The sequence below is a fragment of the Sinomonas sp. genome (assembly GCF_051955515.1).
Lineage (GTDB): Bacteria > Actinomycetota > Actinomycetes > Actinomycetales > Micrococcaceae > Sinomonas.
Map to the genome: position 1 here is coordinate 1 of NZ_JBQCGQ010000141.1, position 7876 is coordinate 7876.

The following is a 7876-nucleotide window of genomic DNA, read 5'->3' on the forward strand; positions in this document are numbered from 1 at the left end:
AACCACCGGGCCGCCGCCCGTCGTCAGTAATTTCGAGTAAATCATCAAGTAAGAGAAGCGTAGAAGATAAGCGGGCGGGGCGACCGGCCCTCTTCTCTTCTAGTCTTTCGTATTTGGTCCTCAATAATTCGTTCCCAACACAGTCCGTCGTCTATGAGATCGATCGAAGGACCGGAGCTGTCAGAGCATCAGCGGACGACGGGGGCTGCTCGACGTCGTCGGGCAGCCGCAGCTCGTCCTCACTGAGGGACAGGTGCTGACGAAGCGTGTCGTGGAGCGCGGGCAGATCCCCGGCTTCGAGCAGCGCCACGATTTCCTGGTGCTTCTGCAGCACGTGGCCAGGTTCCGGATGTGCATCCACGAGGTGCGCCATGCAGATGAGGGCTTCTGTGGCGAGGGTCGCATACGCGCGCTCCAGCCGCGTGTTGCGGGCCTCTCGGACGAGCGCCGTGTGGAATTCCAGGTCGGAGCGGTGCAACGCGGACCAATCACGAGTCTCGACGGACTCCCGCATCCGCGAGATCACCTGATTGAGCTGTTCGGTGACGGCTGCTCGGGAGGTGGCATCTTTGCCCGTGAGGATCGACACGGCTGCGAGCTCGATCGCCTCGCGCGCTTGGTAGACCTCGATGACGTCGTCGGCGGTCAGTTTCCGCACGAAAACGCCCCGGTTCGGACGGCCGATCAGAATGCCCTCCTGCATGAGCCTGTGCAGAGCCTCGCGCACAGGCCCACGGGAGACGTTCAGCTGAGTGGCGACCTGTGCCTCATTGATCTGATCGCCCGGTTCGAACACGCCTTCTATGATTCCCTCGCGAAGCTGGTCGGCGATGATGACCGCGGTCGGTCTGGTGGCGATCGCAGAGAGTGTCTGTACCCCGTTCACGGAACCCTCCTCGAGTTCATACTGGTAGATCCCTCACATCAGCGCCCAGCCGCAGTGCTCACAGATGGTGCCAAATTCAGTTCACACTTTAGCAAGATTGTTCATAGTTGACAATCGGGCGATATGAACTAAGAGGGCGAACGGTAGGGGGAGGCCCGTGCTCCCCCTACCGTTCACAGTGCAGTCGCCAAGCCCGACCCGAATCCGCTTCGGGCCTGCTGGCCCTTAGCGTGCTGCGAGGTACGTCTCTGGGTCCGCGTCGAACAGGGGTTCGCAGGCGGCGCAGCAGAGGTAGTAGCGGTTGCCCTCGTAGTCGCGGATGAGGCCTTTAGCCTCGGCATCTTCCTTGTCCACGTAGTTGCCGCGCATCACCGGGCACTCGGCGGTGGCGTCATCGGCGACCGCGGCGCCGTGGGAGTGGCAGTGCTCTTCGGTTTGGGAATGCTCGGAGTGAGACTGTTCCTCGGTGGCGGAATCATGGTTGTGTGCTTCGCACATGGGCCTTTCCTTTCGTTGATTGCGGATGGTCAGGCGCTCATCGGTTCGGCCGCACGCGGGGTGCGGTCGAGGGTGGGCGGCTGTTGGTCCACCGCATGGCTCTTGAAGGAGCGCAGGCGGAGGCTGTTGCCGACGACGAAGAGGCTCGAGAACGCCATCGCCGCGCCGGCGAGCATGGGATTGAGCAGGCCGAGGGCGGCGAGCGGGATTGCGGCGACGTTGTAGGCGAACGCCCAGAAGAGGTTGCCCTTGATCGTGCCGAGTGTGCGCCGGGAGAGGCGGATCGCGTCGGCCGCACTGCGCAGATCGCCCCTGACGAGGGTGAGATCAGACGCCTCGATCGCCGCATCGGTGCCGGTGCCGATCGCGAGCCCGAGGTTGGCCTGTGCTAGGGCGGCGGCGTCGTTGACGCCATCGCCCACCATTGCTACCGTCCGGCCTTCGCCTTGGAGACGGGCGACGACGGCGGACTTCTCGCTCGGTAGCACCTCGGCGAGGACCTGGTCGATACCCACTTCTGCGGCGACATGCCTTGCCACGACCCCGTTGTCTCCGGTGAGCAGGATAGGGGTGAGGCCGAGGGCCCCGAACTGCCGCACGGCTTCGGCGCTGGTGGGCTTGACCTGGTCGGCGACGACGAGTACCCCTCGGATTGCGCCGTCCCAGGCGGCCAGGACCGCGGTCTGGCCGCGCGATTCGGCGGTGCGCCTGACCTCGTCGAGCATGGGATCGGACGCGACCGCCAATTCGTCCAGCAGGCTCTGGCGGCCCACGATCACGCTGTGGCCGTCGACGACGCCGCTCACGCCCTTGCCCTCGATGTTCCGGAAGCCCTGAACCTCGGGCAGGGGTGCAGCAATTTCCTCAGTGGCGCCGCGGGCGATGGCCTGGGCGATGGGATGCTCGGAGGCGTCCTCGAGGGCCCCGGCGAGACGCAGCAGCTCCTCCCGATCAGTCCCGGAGGCAGCGGCCTCGACGAGGGTCATCCGGCCAGTGGTCACGGTTCCGGTCTTGTCGAGCACGACCGTGTCGACGCGCCGGGTGGACTCGAGCACCTCGGGGCCTTTGATCAGGATCCCGAGCTGTGCGCCGCGCCCTGTGCCGACCAGAAGCGCCGTCGGGGTGGCAAGGCCCAAGGCGCAGGGGCAGGCGATGATGAGCACCGCGACCGCAGCCGTGAACGCCGTCGCCGGCGGGAATCCAGCCCCGAGCCAGGCGCCCAGGGTCGCCACCGCGATGGCGATGACGATCGGGACGAAGATGCCGGAGACCCGGTCGGCCAGGCGCTGGACCTCGGCCTTCCCGGACTGGGCGTCCTGGACGAGCCGGGCGATCTGGGCGAGGTGGGTGTCTGCGCCCACGCGGGTGGCACTCACGACCAGGCGCCCGCTGGCGTTCACGGTCGCTCCTGCCACGGCATCGCCCGGACCGACCTCGACGGGCACCGATTCCCCGGTGAGCATCGACGCGTCCACGGCAGAGGTGCCCGTGAGGATCACGCCGTCGGTGGCGATCTTCTCCCCGGGGCGGACGACGAATTCGTCGCCGACCGCGAGCTGCTCTGTTGGGATGCGGGTCTCGACGCCGCCGCGGAGCACGGCGACGTCCTTCGCACCCATTTCGAGCAGAGTGCGCAGGGCAGCGCCCGCCTGGCGCTTGGAGCGCTTCTCGAAGTAGCGCCCGGCCAAGATGAACATCGTCACGCCTGCGGCGACCTCGAGGTAGATGTTGCCCGCGCCGTCGGTCGCGCCGATCGAGAGCTCGAACGGGTGGCGCATCCCCGGCGTCCCGGCGGTCCCGAGGAAGAGCGCGTACAGCGACCACAGGAACGCTGAGAGCGTGCCGACGGAGACGAGGGTGTCCATGGTGGCGGCGCCGTGGCGCAGGTTGGTCCAGGCCGCCTTGTGGAAGGGGAAGGCTGCCCACAGGATCACCGGGGCGGCAAGGGAGAGGGAGGCCCATTGCCAGTAGGTGAACTGGAGGGCCGGGACCATGGCCATGAGGATGACCGGTAACGCAAGCGCGACAGATCCGACCAGGCGCCTCCGCAGGTCCCGGAGCTCAGGGTCGGGCCCCTCGCCCTCCTTCGCAGGTGCCGCGTGCTCGGGAAGGACAGGCAAGGCCGCCGTGTAGCCGGTCTTCTCGACCTCGATGATGAGCAGCTGGGGGTCGTAGCCCTCGGGGACGAGAATCTTCGCCTTCTCCGTGGCGTAGTTCACGCTCGCTTCGACGCCGTCAATTCGGTTGAGCTTCTTCTCGATCCGGTTGGCGCAGGAGGCGCACGTCATGCCGCCGATCTCGAGCTCGTAGCTCGAACGTGGAGGTTCGGTCGGTGCTGCGGTCGTGGACATCGTGATCCGTTCTTGCATGAAGGGCTCAATGATCTTGACTGAGCACAAAGGCTCCAGTGTGGACGGCGCCGTCGATTTGGAAGTCGAAATAGAGCAGGTAGCGGCCTGAGGACGGCGCTTCTGCCGCGAACCTCACGGTCGGCCCGCCGAGCTGGCCCGCCTGGGGATCGGCGCCCTCGGGGTGGACGTGCAGATAGGCGAGATCGCCGTCGCGCAGTACCACAAGGTGGCCAAACGCACCGAGGTAGGGCTGCAAGGTGGTGATCGGGGCGCCGTCCTTGGCGACCGAAACGGTGAGCTCCGACGAGGCCCCGCCGCGGAGGTCGCCCGCAATCGTCACATCGAACCCGTCCACGCGCGCGGTGCGCGCCTTGGAAGGCGTGGCGGCCAGCGTGACCGGCCCGGCGACGTCGACCGTGCGGGTGAGCGTGACCGAGTCCGTGCTGCTCGCGGGGACGAAATCGGCGAACACGCGATAGCTGCCCGCCTCTTCCCATGTCCAGGGGATCGTCCACGTGCCGTCTGGAGTGCGCTGGGGATGCACGTGGCGGAACTCCGATCCGTCGGTGCGGACCACGATCAGGTGCAGCTCCTTCTCGTGTGACGTCGCGTAGTCACGCAGCGGATGCCCGGCGGCGTCGTCGATCGTGAAGGAGAGAGTGCCTGCGGAGCCAACCTCGGCGGGCGCGTGGACGGGACCGAGTTGGTAGCCGCCTGCCGCGAGGGCGACGCCATGGGGGGTACCGGCGTCTCCCATGTCTCCCATCGAGTCGTGGCTGCCGTGAGCCTGCGCGGCGGCCGCCATCCCCTCGGCCACCGCCGTCTTCGGGATTGCCGCGCCCGCGACGGTGAACGCGGTGCCGAACGCGAGGGCCAGGCCAGCCGTGTACAAGCCGAGGCGAGTAGCGGTGTTCATCCGACGCGCGCAGCCACGTACCCGGCCTCGTCCACGGCAGCGATCACAGCGGCGTCGTCGGCGGGCGTCCCGGAGCCTGTGCTGACCACGAGCCGTCCGGTCGCGGCGCTGACCTCGATCCCCTGGATCCCTGGGATCTGGCCGACTTCTTTGCGGATGGAGATCTCGCAGTGCCCACAGCTCATTCCGGTGACCTCGTACTCGGTGGTGCTCATGACAGCTTCTTTTCCTTCCGGGGGAATAACAGATACCCCAAGGGGGTATATTTCTTCCTTATCTTATACCTAGGGGGGGTATTTGACACAAGAGATGGTGCGGAGAGGAGTGGCTGTTGGAGATGCACCTGCCTACGCTAAACTTTGTCTACAATCCAACAGTCGCCCGTGTATTTCAAGACTTATTGAAGGAAGATGGTGCTTCGATGCCGGAAGGAACTCCTCCAACTGTCCTCGTAGTGGGCGGGGGAGCTGCGGGACGCGCCTGTGCCCAAGAGCTGCGCAGGAGCCGGCTCGCAGGCTCGATCCAGATCGTCGACGCCGAGCCGGGGGGGCCGATCGACCGGACACTGCTCGACAAGGCCCTGCTACCTGGGCTTCTCACGAGAGAGCAGATCGCCCTTCCGCCCATCGAGGAAGTCGCGGTGACGGCAGGCGAAGCGATGGCCGCCGACTTCGACACGAGGACGGTCGAACTCTGCGACGGCAGGCGTCTGACCGCCGATGCCGTGGTGATTGCGTCTGGAGCGGTGCCGCGCAGCTTGAATGGCATCAGTGTCCCTTCGCACGTCCGACTGCACCGCCTCCATACGGCGGATGATGTGGAGGCACTCCAGGAGTCGATCCCTCAGGCGGTTGGACGACGCGTAGCGGTGATAGGGGCTGGATTCTCGGGCACCGAGTTGGCGAGCCACTATGTGGCCGCGGGTGCCGAAGTTGTTCTGGTGGGCAGGTCTGTCTTGCCTCTCGAGGCCGCGCTTGGCACTGAGATATCCCCGCGGTTGGCCGCGTTGCTCCGGGAGCGGACGGATTTGCGGCTGGGAACGACCGTGCAGGCCATCGCCTCGTGCGGCGCCCGCGCCCGGCTCTCGCTCTCCGACGGAAGTTCAGTCGAGGTCGACGCAGTCATCGTCGCACATGGATCGGTCCCTGCGACCGCCTGGACGGGCTCGCCGGAGGGGATCCGTGTGGACGACCGCCTGCGCACCGGCGAGCGGGGGTGGTATGCGGCCGGAAGCGCGGCTTACATGGTTTCTGACGGTATGAGGCTCACGACCGACCATTGGAACGCGGCGATAGCTCAGGGCGAGCATGCCGCTCGGACGATACTGCACGACTTCCTGGGAGCCGAAGACCCGGGGCCCTATCGGCCGACGACGGGCTTCAACCTTCGTGCGTTCGGCTCAACCATCTCTGTGCGGGGCTTGCGGTCGCCCAGCGGATCGGAGCGCGCGGCCGTCTGGCCGACGGAGCCGGCCCACCCCAATGCCATGCTGACCGAGTTCGTGGATGCGCATGGTGTTGTGACTGGAGTTGCCGGCTTCAACGCCGGCCCAGCCCTGGCCCAGGCGGCATCGTCGATCGTCTGAGGCCGGGGGAGCGGAGCGAACCGGCTCAGGACCGTTTGCATCGTCAGGCCTCGGGCATTGCCGTGAGCCACAGGAGCGCGAGATTGAGCGCGATGACGAGTCCCGCGCTCGCCCAGGAGGCGGCCGTGAGGAGAGGTGAAGACGCGAACGGCCCCACGAGTCTCCGGTCGGAAGTGAGCCGGACAAGCGGAACGAGGGCGAAAGGAATGCCGAAGCTCAGAACGACCTGGCTCACCACAAGCGAGAGGGTCGGGTCGACGCCGAGGGCGAGGAGCAGCACAGACGGCGCGAGCGTGATGGCTCGCCGAAGGATCACCGGTATGCGCCGCCGGAGCAGGCCGTCCATGATCGTCGCTCCGGCGTAGGAACCGACGGCGCTCGAGGCGAGGCCGCTTGCCAGGAGGCCGATGGCGAACACGGTTCCTACGAGCGACCCGAGAGTCGCGGTGATGGCAGCGTGCGCGCCTTCGATGGTGTCAGTGCCGTATTTGCCGCCGAGGGTGGAGGCTGCGAGGAGGAGCATGCCGACATTGACGACGCCGGCGATGCCCAGGGCGATGACGACGTCCAGTCGTGTCCCGCGCAGGAGTCGGGTGACGGCCGCCGCTGGGACGTGCTTGTGGGGATCGCTGCGATGACGGTCTCGGGAGAGCGCTGAGTGCACGTAGATCGCGTGTGGCATGACCGTTGCGCCAAGCATCGACGCGGCGAGCAGCAGCGTTTCATGCCCCTCGAAGTGCGGCACAAGGCCGGCCGCAACCCCAGCGGGCGAGGGCGGGCTGGCGATCAGTCCCGCGAGGAATCCGATGGTGATCACGGCAAGGAGGCCCACGATCGCCAGTTCGAAGCGCTGCTGCGTCCGGTGATCCTGGATGGCGAGGATGCCCAGGGAGACGACCCCCACGATGAGGGCCCCCAACGGCAGGGGCACGCGGAACAGAAGCTGGAGGGCAATCGCACCGCCCACCACCTCCGCGAGGTCTGTCGCGAGGGCGACCAGCTCGGCCTGGATCCAGTAGAGGCGGCGGCCGTGCGGGCCCAGGCGTTGGCCAAGGAGCTCCGGGAGAGTGCGCCCCGTGACGATGCCGAGCTTCGCCGACTGGTATTGGATGAGCATGGCCATCGCGTTTGCGATCACGAGCACCCACGTAAGGAGGTACCCGTACTGAGCACCGGCCGTGAGGTTGGCGGCGACATTGCCGGGGTCGACGTAGGCGATGCAGGCGACGAAGGCAGGGCCGAGGCTCCCGGCCAAGCGCCGCGCCCCGCCCCCGGCAACCCGGGTCGGAGTGTCTTGAGCCATCCTGTTCATGCTGCGGACCAATTTTCCTCTGTCTCGGGGACCGTGCAGGGCGGGTGTTAGGAGGCGGTGTAGCCGCCGTCGACCGGCAGGACGGCCCCGGTGATGTAGGAGGACTCCGGGGAGGCGAGGAACAGCACGGCGTGGGCGACCTCCTCGGGGGTGGCGAGGCGCTGGAGCGGGATGGAGGCCTCGCGCGGGCGGCGGGTGGCCTCGGGGTCGGCCCTGCGCTGGAAGGACGCTTCGATGACCGGGGTCGCGGTGAGGCCGGGGGCGACGACATTGACCCGGATGTTCCGCCGGGCCCATTCGATGGCCGCGCCCTTGGCGAGCATGACGA

At 67.0% G+C, this 7876-nt stretch carries 8 protein-coding genes; 1 reads left to right on the forward strand and 7 read right to left on the reverse strand.

Annotation, left to right across the window (positions count from 1 at the left end):
- Positions 1–151 precede the first annotated feature (151 nt).
- The 5 genes from ACTHL9_RS07785 to ACTHL9_RS07805 all read right to left on the reverse strand — a co-directional run bounded on the left by ACTHL9_RS07785 (position 152) and on the right by ACTHL9_RS07805 (position 4866).
- Complete coding sequence (locus tag ACTHL9_RS07785) at positions 152–886, reverse strand: GntR family transcriptional regulator (RefSeq protein ID WP_440518278.1); 735 nt, start codon at positions 884–886, stop codon at positions 152–154.
- Positions 887–1111: 225 nt separating this feature from the next.
- The gene (locus ACTHL9_RS07790; RefSeq protein WP_440518279.1) at positions 1112–1384 is read right to left on the reverse strand and encodes a YHS domain-containing protein; all 273 of its coding nucleotides are present in this window, start codon (positions 1382–1384) and stop codon (positions 1112–1114) included.
- A gap of 29 nt (positions 1385–1413) precedes the next feature.
- Positions 1414–3735 (reverse strand): heavy metal translocating P-type ATPase, encoded by a 2322-nt coding sequence (locus ACTHL9_RS07795; protein ID WP_440518285.1) that lies wholly within the window; start codon positions 3733–3735, stop codon positions 1414–1416.
- A gap of 25 nt (positions 3736–3760) precedes the next feature.
- Entirely contained in the window at positions 3761–4651 is an 891-nt protein-coding gene (locus ACTHL9_RS07800) for a heavy-metal-associated domain-containing protein (RefSeq protein WP_440518280.1), read from the reverse strand.
- Complete coding sequence (locus tag ACTHL9_RS07805) at positions 4648–4866, reverse strand: heavy-metal-associated domain-containing protein (RefSeq protein ID WP_440518281.1); 219 nt, start codon at positions 4864–4866, stop codon at positions 4648–4650. Before ACTHL9_RS07805 ends, ACTHL9_RS07800 begins: the two co-directional genes overlap by 4 nt.
- Before the next feature lie 206 nt (positions 4867–5072).
- Here ACTHL9_RS07805 and ACTHL9_RS07810 point away from each other — a divergent pair, with 206 nt between their 5' ends.
- Positions 5073–6236: an FAD-dependent oxidoreductase gene (locus ACTHL9_RS07810; protein WP_440518282.1), complete on the forward strand. Its 1164-nt coding sequence runs from the start codon at positions 5073–5075 to the stop codon at positions 6234–6236.
- Positions 6237–6279: 43 nt separating this feature from the next.
- Here the strand turns inward: ACTHL9_RS07810 and ACTHL9_RS07815 are convergent, their stop codons facing one another.
- Positions 6280–7539, reverse strand: coding sequence for an Nramp family divalent metal transporter (locus ACTHL9_RS07815; protein WP_440518283.1), 1260 nt, complete (start codon positions 7537–7539; stop codon positions 6280–6282).
- A gap of 56 nt (positions 7540–7595) precedes the next feature.
- The coding region (locus tag ACTHL9_RS07820) for an SDR family NAD(P)-dependent oxidoreductase (protein WP_440518284.1) at positions 7596–7876 on the reverse strand (281 nt) is incomplete at its 5' end.

What these genes read in the sequence shown, in the direction of transcription:
- ACTHL9_RS07815 (WP_440518283.1), bottom strand. Translation starts at nt 7,539, where the DNA reads ATGGCTCAAGACACTCCGACCCGGGTTGCCGGGGGCGGGGCGCGGCGC.
- ACTHL9_RS07795 (WP_440518285.1), bottom strand. Translation starts at nt 3,735, where the DNA reads ATGTCCACGACCGCAGCACCGACCGAACCTCCACGTTCGAGCTACGAG.
- ACTHL9_RS07810 (WP_440518282.1), top strand. Translation starts at nt 5,073, where the DNA reads ATGCCGGAAGGAACTCCTCCAACTGTCCTCGTAGTGGGCGGGGGAGCT.
- ACTHL9_RS07805 (WP_440518281.1), bottom strand. Translation starts at nt 4,866, where the DNA reads ATGAGCACCACCGAGTACGAGGTCACCGGAATGAGCTGTGGGCACTGC.
- ACTHL9_RS07800 (WP_440518280.1), bottom strand. Translation starts at nt 4,651, where the DNA reads ATGAACACCGCTACTCGCCTCGGCTTGTACACGGCTGGCCTGGCCCTC.
- ACTHL9_RS07790 (WP_440518279.1), bottom strand. Translation starts at nt 1,384, where the DNA reads ATGTGCGAAGCACACAACCATGATTCCGCCACCGAGGAACAGTCTCAC.